This is a genomic window from Enterococcus sp. 3C7_DIV0644 (genome assembly GCF_002141235.1).
Classification (GTDB): domain Bacteria; phylum Bacillota; class Bacilli; order Lactobacillales; family Enterococcaceae; genus Enterococcus_D; species Enterococcus_D entomosocium.
This window is the reverse complement of record NZ_NGLK01000001.1, coordinates 916,900-931,981: the sequence shown is the minus strand read 5'-3', so window position 1 is coordinate 931,981 and position 15,082 is coordinate 916,900. Positions and strand designations below refer to the sequence as shown.

At 46.2% G+C, this 15,082-nt stretch carries 12 protein-coding genes; 10 read left to right on the top strand and 2 right to left on the bottom strand.

All coding sequences use genetic code 11. From position 1 onward, the window contains the following. Positions 1 to 51: 51 nt before the first annotated feature. Together alsE and tkt are read left to right on the top strand one after the other, a co-directional pair. Complete coding sequence (gene alsE, locus A5877_RS04375; protein ID WP_008380955.1) at positions 52 to 744, top strand: D-allulose 6-phosphate 3-epimerase; 693 nt, start codon at positions 52 to 54, stop codon at positions 742 to 744. A 166-nt stretch (positions 745 to 910) separates the two neighbouring features. Further along, complete coding sequence (gene tkt / locus A5877_RS04370; RefSeq protein WP_086316450.1) at positions 911 to 2,914, top strand: transketolase; 2,004 nt, start codon at positions 911 to 913, stop codon at positions 2,912 to 2,914. 85 nt (positions 2,915 to 2,999) lie between these two features. Here the strand turns inward: tkt and A5877_RS04365 are convergent, their stop codons facing one another. Beyond that, positions 3,000 to 3,872 (bottom strand): alpha/beta hydrolase, encoded by an 873-nt coding sequence (locus tag A5877_RS04365; protein WP_086316449.1) that lies wholly within the window; start codon positions 3,870 to 3,872, stop codon positions 3,000 to 3,002. Positions 3,873 to 4,041: 169 nt separating this feature from the next. Here A5877_RS04365 and allC point away from each other — a divergent pair, with 169 nt between their 5' ends. The 7 genes from allC to arcC are packed head-to-tail and all read left to right on the top strand — an operon-like array spanning position 4,042 to position 12,009. Further along, positions 4,042 to 5,271, top strand: a complete 1,230-nt coding sequence (allC, locus tag A5877_RS04360; protein ID WP_086316448.1) for an allantoate deiminase — start codon at positions 4,042 to 4,044, stop codon at positions 5,269 to 5,271. A 15-nt stretch (positions 5,272 to 5,286) separates the two neighbouring features. Next, positions 5,287 to 6,072 (top strand): (S)-ureidoglycine aminohydrolase, encoded by a 786-nt coding sequence (gene allE / locus A5877_RS04355; RefSeq protein ID WP_086297689.1) that lies wholly within the window; start codon positions 5,287 to 5,289, stop codon positions 6,070 to 6,072. A 13-nt stretch (positions 6,073 to 6,085) separates the two neighbouring features. Continuing rightward, complete coding sequence (gene allD, locus A5877_RS04350; protein ID WP_005234452.1) at positions 6,086 to 7,162, top strand: ureidoglycolate dehydrogenase; 1,077 nt, start codon at positions 6,086 to 6,088, stop codon at positions 7,160 to 7,162. A gap of 8 nt (positions 7,163 to 7,170) precedes the next feature. Beyond that, positions 7,171 to 8,925 (top strand): acyl-CoA synthetase FdrA, encoded by a 1,755-nt coding sequence (fdrA, locus tag A5877_RS04345; RefSeq protein WP_086316447.1) that lies wholly within the window; start codon positions 7,171 to 7,173, stop codon positions 8,923 to 8,925. 12 nt (positions 8,926 to 8,937) lie between these two features. Continuing rightward, the gene (locus A5877_RS04340) at positions 8,938 to 10,200 is read left to right on the top strand and encodes a DUF1116 domain-containing protein (RefSeq protein ID WP_005234461.1); all 1,263 of its coding nucleotides are present in this window, start codon (positions 8,938 to 8,940) and stop codon (positions 10,198 to 10,200) included. Positions 10,201 to 10,237: 37 nt separating this feature from the next. Next, complete coding sequence (locus A5877_RS04335) at positions 10,238 to 11,101, top strand: DUF2877 domain-containing protein (protein ID WP_086316446.1); 864 nt, start codon at positions 10,238 to 10,240, stop codon at positions 11,099 to 11,101. Then, the gene (gene arcC / locus A5877_RS04330; RefSeq protein ID WP_086316445.1) at positions 11,074 to 12,009 is read left to right on the top strand and encodes a carbamate kinase; all 936 of its coding nucleotides are present in this window, start codon (positions 11,074 to 11,076) and stop codon (positions 12,007 to 12,009) included. The genes A5877_RS04335 and arcC overlap by 28 nt, the downstream gene beginning before the upstream one ends. A gap of 30 nt (positions 12,010 to 12,039) precedes the next feature. Here arcC and A5877_RS04325 read toward each other — a convergent pair whose 3' ends face one another. Then, positions 12,040 to 13,671, bottom strand: a complete 1,632-nt coding sequence (locus A5877_RS04325; RefSeq protein WP_016613699.1) for a PucR family transcriptional regulator — start codon at positions 13,669 to 13,671, stop codon at positions 12,040 to 12,042. A 130-nt stretch (positions 13,672 to 13,801) separates the two neighbouring features. Here A5877_RS04325 and A5877_RS04320 point away from each other — a divergent pair, with 130 nt between their 5' ends. Next, positions 13,802 to 15,016, top strand: coding sequence for an alanine--glyoxylate aminotransferase family protein (locus tag A5877_RS04320; protein WP_086316444.1), 1,215 nt, complete (start codon positions 13,802 to 13,804; stop codon positions 15,014 to 15,016). Positions 15,017 to 15,082: the final 66 nt, after the last annotated feature.

Here is a 15,082-nt window from a genome sequence, read left to right as displayed (position 1 = left end):
GAAGAATCGTTCCTCTCAGTACAAGACTGATCGAGGAGAAAGGATAAGTCTATGAACAAAGTTGAATTTTCACCGTCACTGATGACGATGGATCTAGATAAATTTAAAGAGCAAATCACTTTTTTGAATGACCAAGTGGACTCCTATCATATTGATATTATGGATGGTCATTACGTACCCAATATTTCCCTATCCCCATGGTTTATTCAAGAGGTCCGCAAAATCAGTACTTTGCCTTTGTCCGCTCATTTGATGGTCACTGAACCTGCCTTTTGGGTGCAGCAGCTGATCGATATCAACTGTGAATGGATTTGCATGCACGCTGAAGTTTTGGATGGGTTAGCATTTCGTCTGATCGATCAAATCCATGATGCCGGATTAAAAGCCGGGATCGTCTTAAATCCTGAAACGCCAGTATCGGTCATTTTGCCTTATATCGATCGTTTGGATAAAGTCACGATCATGACGGTTGATCCAGGGTTTGCTGGCCAACGCTTTATTGAAGGGGCGTTAGATAAAATTGTTGAACTGCGGGAATTACGGGAAGAATACGACTATCACTATGTCATTGAAATGGATGGTTCCTCCAATCGGAAATCCTTCAAACGGATCGATGAAGCCAATCCAGACATCTATATTGTCGGACGCAGTGGACTGTTTGGTTTAGATGATGACATTGCCAAAGCATGGTCGATCATGGTCGCAGATTATCAAGAAATGACTGGAAAAGTTTTGAGTAGCTAAGCAAAGCCGAAAGCAAAAGAACCGGACGACTCAAGTTGCGGACTGTTAAAAAGAGGAGCATTAGATGCCTCCTAGCCTGTAAACTTTGGGTGTCTGGTTCTTTTCTATTGTGAAAAGGCAGTGAATAGAAACATGCTGGCTGAAGAAAGTGAAGGAGGCAATTTAATTGAAAAAATTATTTGATAAAATCGATCAATTAGGAGTGAACACCCTTCGTACATTAAGTATCGAAGCCGTACAAAAAGCCAATTCAGGACATCCGGGATTACCGATGGGGGCAGCACCCATGGCCTATGCCTTGTGGACCAAACACTTGAAAGTCAATCCAACGACTTCTCGCAAGTGGGTGGATCGTGACCGTTTTGTTTTGTCTGCTGGACACGGTTCGGCGTTATTGTACAGCTTGTTGCATGTGTCTGGTTACGATGTGACCATTGAGGATCTAAAAAACTTCCGTCAATGGGATAGCCGCACGCCAGGACATCCAGAAGTCGATCACACAGACGGCGTGGAAGCAACCACTGGACCTTTAGGACAAGGGATCGCTATGGCAGTCGGTATGGCAATGGCCGAAGCCCACTTGGCTGCAACCTACAATCGCGACAAGTATCAAGTCATCGATCACTATACCTACGCTTTATGTGGCGATGGGGATTTGATGGAAGGTGTTTCGCAAGAAGCTGCATCCATGGCGGGTCACATGAAATTAGACAAACTGATCGTCTTGTACGATTCAAATGACATCTCCCTAGATGGTCCGACCTCAAAAGCTTTTACAGAAAATGTCGGTGCGCGTTTTGAGGCGTATGGCTGGCAACACATTCTCGTTGAAGACGGCAATGATTTAGAAGCGATCTCAAAAGCGATCGACGAAGCAAAAGCTGAAAGCGACAAACCAACCTTGATCGAAATCAAGACTGTGATCGGATACGGTGCGCCAAATCAAGGCACCTCTGCCGTTCATGGTGCGCCGATCGGTGCCGAAGGCATTTCTGCAGCTAAAGCGATTTATGGTTGGGAATACCCAGAATTTACTGTACCTGAAGAAGTTGCCGCGCGCTTCAAAGAAACCATGGTCGATGAAGGACAAAAAGCTGAAGCAGCTTGGAACGAAACTTTCCATGCTTATGAAGCAGCCTACCCAGAACTTGCGGCGCAATTCAAACAAGCCTTTGCGGGTGAATTGCCAGCAGATTGGGATGCAACATTACCAAGCTACGAAGTTGGCAGCTCACAAGCTAGTCGGGTTTCCAGCAAAGAGATGATCCAAGCCTTATCCCAAGCCGTCCCTAGTCTCTGGGGTGGATCGGCTGACCTTTCTGGTTCCAACAACACGATGGTGGCAGCAGAAAAAGACTTTGAACCTGGCCAATACGAAGGCCGCAACATTTGGTTTGGTGTCCGAGAATTTGCGATGGCGGCAGCGATGAACGGAATCCAATTGCATGGCGGTACGCGAATCTATGGCGGAACCTTCTTCGTCTTCGTTGATTACTTGCGTCCAGCGGTGCGCTTGTCTGCGATCCAGCATGCACCTGTGATCTATGTCTTGACGCATGACTCCGTGGCGGTGGGAGAAGATGGACCGACGCATGAGCCAATCGAGCAATTAGCCAGCGTCCGGTGCATGCCAAATGTCCAAGTGATTCGTCCAGCAGACGGCAATGAAACCCGTGCTGCCTGGAAATTGGCCATGACGACAACGGATAAACCAACGGTCTTAGTCTTAAGCCGACAAAATCTACCAGTGATCGAAGGCACGCAAACCGGTGCGGATGAAAATGTCGCAAAAGGTGGCTACGTGATTTCAAAACAAGCTGGTGAAACACCAGCGGGGATTTTGATCGCCACAGGTTCTGAAGTGAATCTTGCGGTCCAAGCACAAGCTAAATTGGCAGAAGAAGGCATCGATGTATCGGTGGTCTCCTTACCAAGCTTTGATTTGTTTGAAGCACAAAGTTCAGAATACAAAGAAAGCGTCTTGCCAAAAGCAGTGAAGAAACGGGTAGCGATCGAAGCGGCTTCCCCATTTGGTTGGGAACGTTACACCGGTTTCCATGGAAAAGTGATCGCGATCGATCACTTCGGTGCATCAGCACCTGGCGACAAAGTCTTAGCGGAATTCGGCTTCAGTGTTGAGAATGTCGTGAATACCTTCAACTCACTATAATCAAAAAACAGGCGATCTTTAGAGGGAACATTCCTTTGAAGATCGCCTGTTTTTGTTTACTAAAGAAGCATGGCCAAATCTGCGCTTAATTTTTCTCTATTGTTAAAAGGAGCCATGAAATCATCTCTCGATAGCACTCATCAGCGATCGCATTTGGTGTCCGATCAAAGTCATGCTGATCTAAATCGAGCCAAAGTGTTTTGGCACGGGGGACTTGTGCTGCGAAAGCTTCGGAGGCGCTGAAGGGAACGTCTGGATCTTTTTTGCAATGAACGACAAAGCAAGGAGGAAAGTCTTTGTAAGCGGCAGCAGGAATCGCCAAGGCTGCCAGCTGTTCCCGATTGCCTAAATAACGCTGCCAGTTGCCATATTGACGGGCGGAAAGGTACAAAGGGAATCGTTTTTCTAACGTGCCGTGGGTGATTGGTTGGCTTTCGATCATAGCTTCGGCGTCGAGTGGCGGGACTTTCGGAAATTGCGTGTAAAAGCGTGCCGGCTGCAAAAATTCTTTATAAAACAACTCTTGGTATCCGTAAAATCGGATCAAGCCTTTTTGCTCCGGATGCTTTGTGCGTGCGGTCAGTAAGGTCGCTAAAAAACCGCCGGCGGAGCGACCGAATAGAATGTACTCATTTGCACCAACGCCGCTGAAGTGCCAGCCCTCTGTCAAAAACCATTCCACTGCCTTTTTTGTATGAAGGTAAATGTCGTTCAGCGCTACTTCGGGAGCCAGTGGATAATCAAAGAGATAAAGGCTAACACCGGCAGCCAGCAATTGGTGGACATAATCCTGCGGAAGGTCTTCCCGCTGACCATAGAGGAAGCCACCACCATGAAAATACAAAAGGCTGATCCGAGGCTGCGCTGCTTTTAGGATCGTCACTTCTAACGGCAAAATGCCGTAGGTGTCAAATTGGATTTTTTCTGTTTGCGCAAAGGCATTTTTAGGATAAACCATTGTTTTCTTCCTTTCTCTTCTTCGATAGTATAAGGAAGAGTATAGGAGAAGGAAGCGGTTTAGAAAACAGCGTTATGACTAAAAATAGAAACGGTTTTGTCGAAAGTGAACAATGATGTCCTTCAGTAACACGCTTACAATAACCGTATAAATCAAAGGAGGCAGAACAATGGAGTTGAAAAAAGAAGTAGCGGCAATGATCGATGCATTATCTCAGATTGGGAATGATCCAACTGGAGGAATGACTAGACTGCTTTATACCGATTCATGGAAAGAAGCGCAATCATTTGTAGAAAAACAATTAAAAAAAACTGGCTTAACGACGTCCTATGATGCAGTCGGCAATCTCTTCGGCAGAATGGAAGGCAGCCAGTATCCAGAAGAAACGATTCTTTCAGGGTCACATATCGATACCGTCGTCAACGGGGGCACATTAGACGGTCAATACGGGGTCGTTGCTGCTGCTTTAGCGATCAAGTATTTAAAAGAGACCTATGGGCAACCTTTACGCTCCTTGGAAGTCATCTCAATGGCAGAAGAAGAAGGCAGTCGTTTTCCAACCGTTTTTTGGGGAAGTAAAAACTTTGTCGGAGAGGCCAAAAAAGCCGATGTTGAAGCGATCGCAGATTTTGAAGGCAATAGCTTCGTGGCAGAGATGCAACGCCAAGGCTTTGACTTTCGCGACCCACAAGAACCGGTTCGATCAGACATCAAAGCCTTCGTGGAAATCCATATCGAACAAGGCAGTGTTTTAGAAAAAGAAAACTTGCAGATCGGTGTCGTCAATAGTATCGCTGGTCAAAAGCGCTACACCTTTGTCTTAAAAGGACAAGCCAATCATGCAGGCACCACACCGATGGGCTATCGTCAAGATGCTGTGTATGGTTTTGCCAAAATGTGTGCCGCAGTGATCGACCGTGGCTTAGATCTTGGGGATCCATTAGTTGTGACATTCGGTAAAGTTGAGCCAAAGCCGAATACGGTCAACGTGGTTCCTGGTGAAGTGTTGTTTACGATGGATTGTCGCCATACTGATGGGCAGCTATTGGATGCCTTTACTGCTGAAGCAGAACAGATCATTCAAGCGATCGCCAAAGAGCACGACCTGACAGTGGAGATGGACCTATGGATGGATGAACGCCCAGTGCCGATGGACGATACGATCGTTGCCACGGTGGAACAAGCGGTGAAGCAAACCGGCAAACGCTACAAAGTGATGCATAGTGGGGCGGGTCATGATTCCCAAATCATTGCACCACATTTTCCAACGGCGATGCTGTTTGTACCAAGTATTGATGGGATTAGCCACAACCCAGCCGAAGCAACAACTATCGAAGATTTAACAGCTGGGGTAGAAGTTTTAGCAGCTTCCCTTTACGAGCTAGCATACAAAGAATAGAAAGCAGGGACACACATGGGATACAAAAATAATAATACGGGCTATTTAGATGGATTGCTGCAATCACGTGCAGTCATTAGAAAAAATAATTTTGCGATCTTGCCGCATGACGGGTTAGTGAATAATGTCATTCCAGGATTCGAAAACTGTGAATGTTCGATACTCGGCACACCAAAATTAGGGGCGTCTTTTGTCGATTACATCATTTCATTCAAAAAAGATGGCGCCAACCAATTGGGCTTCGGCGGACCAGAGATCGAGAGTTTCTTGTATGTCATCTCGGGCAAACTGGAAGTGAGTGATGGTAAAGAAACCCATACATTGACGGACGGAGGCTATATCTATCTGCCTGCTGGAGAAAAACTGTATATGAAAAATCTCCAAGAAGAAGCGACAGAAGTGTTCTTATATAAGAAGCGTTACCAACCGTTAGAAAATCACCAAGCCTACAAAGTAGTGGGGAATCTTTCAGAGTTGATACCGATCCAATACGAAGGGATGGAAGACGTCCTGCTTTGGGATTTCTTACCGAAAGAGTTGGGTTTTGACATGAATATCCATATCCTTTCCTTTGAACCAGGGGCAAGTCATGGCTACATTGAGACCCACTACCAAGAACACGGGGCGTACTTACTGTCAGGTAAAGGGATGTATAACTTAGACAATGAGTGGTTCCCAGTGGAAAAAGGCGACTATATTTTCATGAGTGCCTATGTACAGCAAGCGGCCTATGGTGTCGGTCGTGATGAACCATTGACCTATATTTATTCCAAAGATTGCAACCGCGATCCGGAAATTTAAAGGAGTTTAGAAAATGGAAGAGACGGTTATTGTACAGTCACAAGAGTTACAGCAATTGATCCAAAAAAAATTAGCGGCTGCTGGTTTGTCTGAAGCGCACGCAGCCATCGTTGCAGAGCATTTGGTCTTTGCCGATGCCAGCGGGATCCACTCTCATGGGGCTGTACGGGTAGACTATTACGCAGAGCGGATCGCTAAAGGTGGAATGAATCGCACTCCACAGATCACGTTTGAAGAGACTGGGCCTAGCAGCGGGATCGTTCACGGTCAAAATGGCGCAGGGCAGGTCGTTGTATTAGAAGCGACAAAGCATGCCATTGAGATGGCCAAACGTTCTGGGATCGCGGCGGTTGGTGTACGGAAAACGAGTCATAGTGGGGCGCTATCCTATTATGTCAAAAAAGCTGCAGAAGCTGACTTGATTGCATTATCTATGTGCCAATCAGATTCAATGGTGGTTCCTTTTGGCGGCAAAGAAAATTATTTTGGTACCAATCCAATCGCATTTGCCGCACCAAGAAAACAGGGGGCACCGGTGGTCTTTGACATGGCAACGACGGTCCAAGCGTGGGGCAAAATATTAGACGCTCGCTCCAAAAATAAAGAGATTCCTGCGACATGGGCCGTGGATGCTCATGGCAAGCCAACGACGAATCCACATCATGTCCACGGCTTACTGCCGATCTCAGGGCCAAAAGGCTTTGGGTTGATGATGATGGTGGATATCTTATCAGGAATGCTCCTTGGGCTGCCTTTTGGCAAGCATGTTTCCTCTATGTACAACGATCTGACGAAAGGTCGCGACTTAGGGCAATTTATTTTGCTGATCGATCCGCAACGCTTTACAGATTTAGACACATTTAAAGAGTCGGTGGAGACGATGGTTGCCGAACTGCATGACATACCGGCTGCTGAACAGTTCCAGCAAGTCTATTATCCAGGCGAGATCAATCAACTAACCTATGAAAAATATATGGCAGAAGGCATTCCCATCGAGAAGAACATTTATCGCTATCTCATTAGCGACACGGTTCATTTTGACCAGTATTCTGGGTCAGATGCCTTTGCACAGACAGGAACAGGAGAGTGAGGAGACCCATGTTACACACTATTATTCAAAAAAACAATTACCAAGATTCCATTGTTTTAATGCTTTTGACCAATCGTCTACTGACGATCGAAGGGATCAACAACGCTTCGGTCATGATGGGCACACCTGCCAATAAGGACATTTTCAAGACGGGTGGTCTTTATACCGAGGAGATGAGCAATGCGACATCCAACGATATGGTGCTCGTTTTAGACATCGAAGAGGAAGAAATCATCGAAACAGTCCTGTCAGAAATCGATGCCTTCTTATCGGACCAAAGCAATAGTGCAGGAGAGGAAACCCAAAGCGTCAAAACTTGGGAAAAAGCCTTAGATCTTGGAAAAGATGCGAAGGTCGCTGTCTTATCGATTCCCGGTACTATGGCAGCACCAGAAATTGAAACCGCATTAGCAGCGGGCAAACATGTATTTTGTTTCAGTGATAACGTTTCATTGGAAGAGGAAGTTCGGCTAAAGAAACTGGCGCATGAAAAAGGACTTCTTTTAATGGGACCAGATTGTGGCACAGGGATTCTCAATGGGATACCAGTAGCCTTCACCAATGCCGTCCGTAAAGGGAAAATCGGTGTTGTCGGCGCTTCGGGTACTGGTATCCAAGAAGTCACCACTATTATTCATAAATTGGGTGCCGGTGTAACACAAGCCATCGGAACCGGTGGACGAGATCTCAAAGAAGCCGTCGGTGGGATCACCATGAAAGATAGCATTCTTGCCTTGGAACACGATCCTGATACGGAGGTGATCGTGGTGATCTCCAAACCACCTGCACCACGTGTCCGAGATGAAGTGTTGGCACTTTTAAGAAGAGGAACAAAACCTGCAGTCACGATTTTTCTTGGGGAAGAGCCAACGGACCACGAAGAAAATCTTTACCGAGCCTACACGCTGGAAGAAGCGGCTCAATTAGCCGTGCAGCTGCTACGCCAAGAACAGATTGGACTAGAGCCAGTGAAAGAGGAAACAGCAGCTGCCACTTTTGGACCTGAACAACAAAAAATCAAAGCTTACTATTCTGGCGGAACATTGGCGTACGAAGCAGCGATGCTTGTTAAAGCAGGATTAAATCTGGAACAAGAAGATACCTATCAGGAAGGGTACATCTTAAAAGCAGCTGGCCATGAGATCATCGATTTAGGTGATGACATTTATACTCAAGGCAAGCCCCATCCGATGATCGACCCAACAAAGCGGATCGAACTGTTGAAACAAGCGGGGGAAGATCCTGAAACGGCAGTGATTTTGTTAGATATCGTTTTAGGGTACGGCTCTCATCAAGATATGGCGAGTGAATTGGCACCGACCATCAAATCATTGAAGGAAGAAGCACAAGCAGCTGGTCGCGAGTTAGCGGTGATCGCTACGATCGTTGGAACTGATTTAGACCCCCAAGATAGCAACGAGCAAGCAGAGATTTTAACCGCAGCTGGCGTGATTTTGTGTCAAAGCAATGCCCAAGCAGTCAAAAAAGCTTTAGCAATGCTCGGCCATCCCTTTTCCCCAATTAGTCGTAAGCTGTTGCCAAAAGCAGTGACAACTGCCGATGGGTTGCCAGAGCCATCTGAAAAGAGCCGCGAATTGTTGTCGAATGACGCGTTCATCAATGTAGGGTTGCGTAGCTTTGCAGAAGCGATCCAGACGCATCACGGTCAAGTCGTTCAATATGACTGGCAGCCAATTGCTGGTGGGAACGTAACGTTACAAAAAGCCTTACGTTTCTTAGCACAAGTGTCACTATCAGAGTAGGAGGAAGTTATCGTGTACGAAACTATTGAAGAAGCAAACCAAGCCGTTATTGCCAAGATCGTTGCCGGTTCGCCTTTTTTGTTGGATGTCGTTCCAGCAGTCAGTGTCATTCCAGAATTAGGTGAAGGAAAAGTCCTATTGCACGCAGGACCACCGATCCGCTACGACCAGATGATCGATCCGATTCAAGGCGCTTGTGTTGGAGCGGGACTTTTTGAAGGCTGGGGCGAAACGGAAGAAGAGGTACGTCATTTATTAGCATCTGGGGAAGTTCAACTGATTCCTTGTCACCACGTGCAAGCGGTTGGCCCAATGGGGGGTATCACCTCTGCCAATATGCCGGTTCTCGTGGTGGAAAACAAAACAGACGGCAACCGAGCGTACTGTACGATGAACGAAGGGATTGGGGCAGTTTTACGTTTTGGCGCCTATTCTCAAGAAGTCATTGATCGCTTGCATTGGATGAAAAATACGTTAGCACCAGTTTTAAGTGCTGCACTACAAACAAAACCCGATGGCTTGAACATCAATGTCTTAGTCGCAAAAGCAATCGCCATGGGGGATGAGTTCCATCAACGGAATATCGCTGCTTCGTTGGCGTTCTTAAAAGAAGTAGCACCAGCGATCGTTACCCTTGAAGGATTTGAAAAAGAAAAACCAGAAGTCATTCAGTTTCTAGCAGACACGGATCAGTTTTTCTTGAATATCATGATGGCTTCTTCAAAAGCGGTGCTTGATGGCGCCCGGACGATTGAAGAAGGAACGGTTGTGACAGCAATGTGTCGCAACGGGCATGAATTCGGTATCCGTATTTCTGGTATGGGGGACGAGTGGTTTACCGGTCCTGTCAATACACCAAAAGGGTTGTATTTCTCAGGATTCAGTGAAGAAGATGCCTCTCCAGATATGGGCGACAGTGCCATTACGGAAACCTTTGGTGTTGGGGGAATGGCGATGATTGCTGCCCCAGCTGTGACACGCTTCGTTGGTTCCGGCGGATTTCACGATGCGTTGAAAACCAGCAATGAGATGTTAGAGATCTCCATTGATACCAATCCGAATTTTCCCGTTCCTACATGGGACTTCAAAGGGATCTGTTTAGGGATCGATGCTCGGAAAGTCGTGGAAACAGGGATCTTACCGGTGATCAATACAGGGATCGCCAACAAACAAGCTGGACGGGGACAAATTGGGGCCGGGACAGTGACACCACCAATGGATTGCTTTGAAAAAGCTGTCTTGGCTTATGCAAAAAAATTAGGATTTGAAGAATAACTCAGGGGCTGAAAACGTGAAAAGGAGCAACCTAGCGATGATACAGGCAAAATGGATCGACCAAGCTTTATTTGAACCCGCATTTATCAATGGCACCTGGCTCGTTCACAGTGTGTTTCAGCATAGTTTCAATCTGCAAGATCCTCGTCAGGATCAGCTGATCTGTGTCTCCAAACAAGCGGCTCGCGTGCCCAAAGGGATGATTTTAGCTGCCGACGATTATGCAGCGTTGGCGACAGGCTTAGTTGCTGGTACCACTCTTTTGGTTCAGCAACGGGTGATCCATTTTCCGCATCATCGTCTGTCTTTTCAAAAGGCAGCCAAATTTACAACCACCTTTCCAGCTGGCACAGCCCCATTTGATCGAGAACTGTTTTGGTCAACCCTCCAAAATATCACGGAAAAGACGGGGATTCAAGAAGCTGTTTCACAAACCATCAGCAGCAATCATCCGTTTTACGACGCAATCGATCAGCTATGCACGCCTTCATTTAAAGAACAACGGCAAGCAGTCGCTTATTTAGTCGGACGGGGTGTCGGATTGACCCCCACAGGCGATGATATGCTAGTTGGCCATTTACTGGCTCGCCGAGTGATGGGGCAAGAAGATACCCGCTTGGTGGCTTATCTACAAAGAAGGCTGTTGACAGTCAATGATTTGACGACTGACGTCAGTAAACATTATCTTCTGCATGCGTTGACAGGCGCATTCAATCAATCGGCGTTATCCTTGACCAGGTGTACCGATTCAGCGGCTTTTTACCAAGTAATCAAAGAGATACTAGCGATCGGTCATACCTCGGGGGCTGACTTTTTGGCAGGGTTTGCTCGCAGTATCAATCAATTTCAAAACAATAGAAATGAGGAATTCATATGGCAAAACGAGTGGTCATCGCTCTAGGGGGCAATGCAATTTTAAAACCGAATCAACCAGCGACCGTAGAGACACAGCTTGCAAATATCCAGTTAAGTGCAGAACAGATCGCTAAAATCGAGAAACTTGACCATCAAATCGTTGTGACGCATGGCAATGGGCCGCAAGTCGGCAATATTTTACGACAAAATGAAGAAGCCAAAGAAGTCGTGCCGCCTTTTCCACTGGATGTCTGCAATGCAGAGTCACAAGGCTTTATCGGTTATTTGATGGAGCAAAGCATCAAAAATAAAATCGATCAAGAAGAACTGACCAGCAATGTCGTGACCTTATTGACTCAAGTGGAAGTGGCAGCGGATGATCCCGCGTTTGAAAAGCCAACGAAGCCGATCGGCTTGTTCTACTCAGAAGAAGAAGCAAAAACAATGGCTGAGGAAAAACATTGGGTGATGGAAGAAGATGCTGGACGTGGGTACCGTCGCGTCGTGCCATCCCCACAACCTGTGACGATCCACGGCGTGGAATCAATGGTTCATTTATTGAATCAAAATACCATCGTGATCGCTGGTGGCGGCGGTGGGATTCCAGTCGTAAAACAAGCGGAAGGCTTGAAAGGGATCGAAGCAGTCATCGATAAAGACCGAACTGGGAAAAAATTGGCAGAACAAGTGGATGCCGATGTATTTATGATGCTGACCGACGTCAACAACGTTTATATCAATTACGGAACACCGGAGCAAGAAAAATTAACGGGTTTATCCGTAAGTGAAGCGCAAGCATATTTTGATGCGGGGCATTTTGCAGAAGGCAGTATGGGACCGAAAATGGAAGCGGCGATTGCGTTTGCCAAGCAAGGAAAGACGGCAATCATCTGCTCATTGGAAGAAGCAGACTTAGCATTGTTAGGTGAAGCAGGCACAAGGATCGCTGGGTAAAACCAACGATCCAACTGCTTGATTCGCCTATTAGTCGCCTTCTTCGGACAGCTCAAGGGCTAAGCGCAGATCCAGGCTAATGCTAGGATCATGCACGTTTTTTCCTAGTAGCTTTTGGCACTGTTCGATGCGGTATTTGATCGTATTGCGATGAACGAACAAGGCTTTGGCGGTGCGGGTGATCTCACATTGATAATCCAAGTAAGCCCGTAAGGTTTTGCGCAATTCGATGGTGGCATCTTCTTGCGGAAACGCCAATTCTTTAAGGATCGTGCGGCAGAAATAATGGATATCTTCAGGGCTCATTTTTTCAAATAGACTCCGCATTCCCCGTTGATGGTAGAAAGAGACGATGGGAGAATCATGTTGGCCTCTTCGTTCTTCATAAGCAGTCTTTGCTTCAATGTAGGAGCTGGCTAAATCATTGATGCTTTCACAGACACTCCCTACACCAAAGGCCATTCGAAAAGGCAACCGATTGGTCAAAGCATTGGCGGTCTCAATCAAATGGTCTTCTAAGGCATCACACTTATGCTGCACGAAAATCGCAAAGTGATTGCTGCCCTTTAAGCGAAAGAGACAAACATCTTTGATGCGATAAGGCAGTTGTTCACTAAACCACTGATAGACCAAGTCACTTTCTTCTTTTAGGTATTTGTCTTTGTCTTTGGTTTCTTTGGTTGGTTCACAGGCACCATAGATGACACGATAATGGCGGGCTTTGACCAACCCGTAAGTCTTTCCGAGATCTAACCAATCTTTTTGTTCCTGTTTGGAAGATTGCTGGTATTCGATCATCCGTGTTAAAAAGTCACTTTTTAAATCTTCAAAAGATTCTTGCACTTTTTGGTTTTTGTAGAGCATAAACGACAAGACCAATGCTGCTTGTTCCAGCGCAAAATCCGAGACAGGATAAGGAATCGCCTCAGGATTCAAAATGACTAAATAATGCGGGAAATAAGTGGAGGTTTCAATGGCATAATAAGAAATTTGTGACGTTTTTTCATGGAGATCTTTGATAGGGATCGCCCCACTTTTTTCACCAGTAAAAACCCCTTTCGTTTGTCCTAATTGATGGATGTAGTACTCCGCGGGTTTTGACATGCGGGTGAAATGTTTGGAGTGGGCAATCACTTGTTTAAAAGGATTCAACAAAATGATCGGTGTATTGACCATTTGGCCAAAATCAGCGATAAAGCGAGCGATGCTGACATCCTTCATCAAGGAAGCAGAGAACCGTTTTTGGATATCTAAGGCATAACTCAGCTGCTCGGTTTTGGTGTTCCATAGTAAATTCAAAAGCTGGTGCATCAAACGGCCCAGCGGCATCGTGGCAGGTACTTCTACGATGGGGAAACCTAAACTATCGGCGTAAGCGATGACTTCAGGATCGATGACATCCAAAAAACGACCGATCTTGATGCCTAATCCAGCGGCATTTTTGGCTACGAGGGAATCGATCAGTTCAAGCAGTGCTCCTTGATTATCTTTATAAACCATCGCCGTGCTTAAGATAAAGGTATGCTCAGGAATATAGTGGGCGATATCGGGGGTCTCAGTGATTTCGATACTGTCGACGGGAATTTCCGCGGTAATGGGATCTGTCAACAAACGCAAATTGGAAAAGCGTGGTGTAGCAAGCAATTCAGCAACTAACTTCATAGAGAAACTCCTTTTAGAATTGAACAAAACAAACAAAAACATGTCCTTTTTTAGCTTTATTGTACAACAAACTTGGAAACGTTGACAAGGCGTTGGGCAGTGAAATCAAAAAGAGAAATGAGGGGAAAAGATGTATAAAGAGTTAACGATCGCACAACGTACGATCATGACACCTGGGCCTGTAGAAGCCCATCCAGCTGTTCTTCAAGCAATGACCAATCGTATTTTGGGACAGTTTGATCCGAATTTTTTGGCGATCATGGATGAGGTCAAAGAAATGATCAAACAACCGTTTGGAACCAAAAACAAAGAGGCATTTGCCATTGATGGGACTTCCCGAGCTGGTTTAGAAGCGGCGCTGATCGCTTTGATCGAACCAGGGGACAAAGTCTTGATCCCCGCCTATGGGCGCTTTGCTTTCTTACTTGGAGAAATCTGTGAACGTGCCCAAGCGCAAGTCAAATATGTAGAAAAAGAATGGACGGCTCCTTTTGCACCCGCAGAGGTCATCAAAGAAATCGACGCATTTCAACCCAAGATCGTGGCGATGGTCCACGGGGAAACTGCCAATGGGCAAATGCAGCCGTTAGCAGAAATCGGGCAGTATTGTCGCGCAAAAGATATTTTCTTTGTCGTTGACATGGTGGCGACTTATGGTGGCGTGGCCCTGTCAGTCGATGATTGGTGTGTCGATTTGGCAATTGCCGGTACACAGAAGTGTTTAAGTGTGCCGTCTGGTCTTTCATTAGTGACCTACAACGATCGAGTCGAAGCCGTCCTTAATGCCCGTTACCAAAAAGAATTAGGCTTGAGCAAAACGGATCGAAACAAGCGGCACATTATGAGTAATTACTTGGATTTGAGTCAATTGCAACGCTACTGGAACAAAGAGCGAATCAACCATCACACAGAAGCGACGAGTATGATCTATGCGCTTCATGAAGGATTACGGATGTTGCTAAACGAAGGCCTCGATGCAGCCTATCAACGTCATTTGACGAATGAAGGGGCGTTGGTCGCTGGACTGGAGGCAATGGGGCTTTCGATTTATGGCGAAAAAGCAACCAAAATGCCGACAGTTACCCCCATCTTTATTCCAGAAGGTGTTGATGGCGAAGCTGTCCGAGAAGAGATGCTTCACTCCTTTGGTGTAGAGATCGCTAGTTCATTTGGTGATCTAAAAGGAAAAATCTGGCGGATTGGAAATATGGGCTACAGCAGCCGCAAAGAAAATATGTTACATGTCCTAGCCGCGTTAGAAGGGGCACTATTGTACCAGCAAGCACCAATTTCTGCCGGCAAAGCGCTCATCGCTGCGTTAAATTACTACCAAAAAACGACTTAAAATTTTAGCACAAATGCACAACGACTGAAAGCGCTTTGTGAAAAATGACAAATGCAATAGTCGGCA